This is a genomic window from Burkholderia sp. GW821-FHT14F03 (assembly GCF_058803765.1).
This window is the reverse complement of record NZ_JBXAPG010000163.1, coordinates 1-524: the sequence shown is the minus strand read 5'-3', so window position 1 is coordinate 524 and position 524 is coordinate 1. Positions and strand designations below refer to the sequence as shown.

Annotated in this window: 1 protein-coding gene; it reads left to right on the top strand. The window is 67.2% G+C overall.

The genetic code is table 11. The annotated features are described in order from the left end of the window. A partial coding sequence (locus tag AC1RQF_RS33525) for a condensation domain-containing protein (RefSeq protein WP_492874445.1) occupies nt 1-524 on the top strand: 524 nt, incomplete at both ends.

The window sequence follows — 524 nt, the reverse complement described above, 5'->3', positions numbered from 1 at the left end:
TACGCGCAGTGGCAGCGCGAGTGGCTCAGCGGCGCGCGGCTGGAACAGCAGCTGTCGTACTGGCGCGAGCAGCAGCGGGGCAGCAGCGGGGTGCTGGAATTGCCGACCGACTACGCGCGTCCGAGCGTGCAGCGTTACCGGGGTGCGGTGCACAGCTTCGAGCTGGACGGGACGGTGCTGGCGGATGTGAAGCGTATGGCGTCGGAATCGCAGTCGAGCGTCTTCATGGTGCTGCTGTCGGCGTTCTACGTGCTGCTGTGGCGGTACAGCGGGCAGAGCGATCTCAATGTCGGGACGCCGGTGGCGAACCGTCGGGAACAGTCGCTGGAAGGGTTGATCGGGTTCTTCGTGAACACGCTGGTGTTGCGTTGCGAGGTGGGCGACGATCCGAGCTTCGACACGCTGCTGGCGCGGGTCCGGGAGCTGACGCTGGAGGCGCAGCAGCATCAGGACCTGCCGTTCGAGCGGCTGGTGCAGGAGCTGAAGCCCGAGCGCGATCTCGGCCGCGCGCCCTTGTTCCAGGT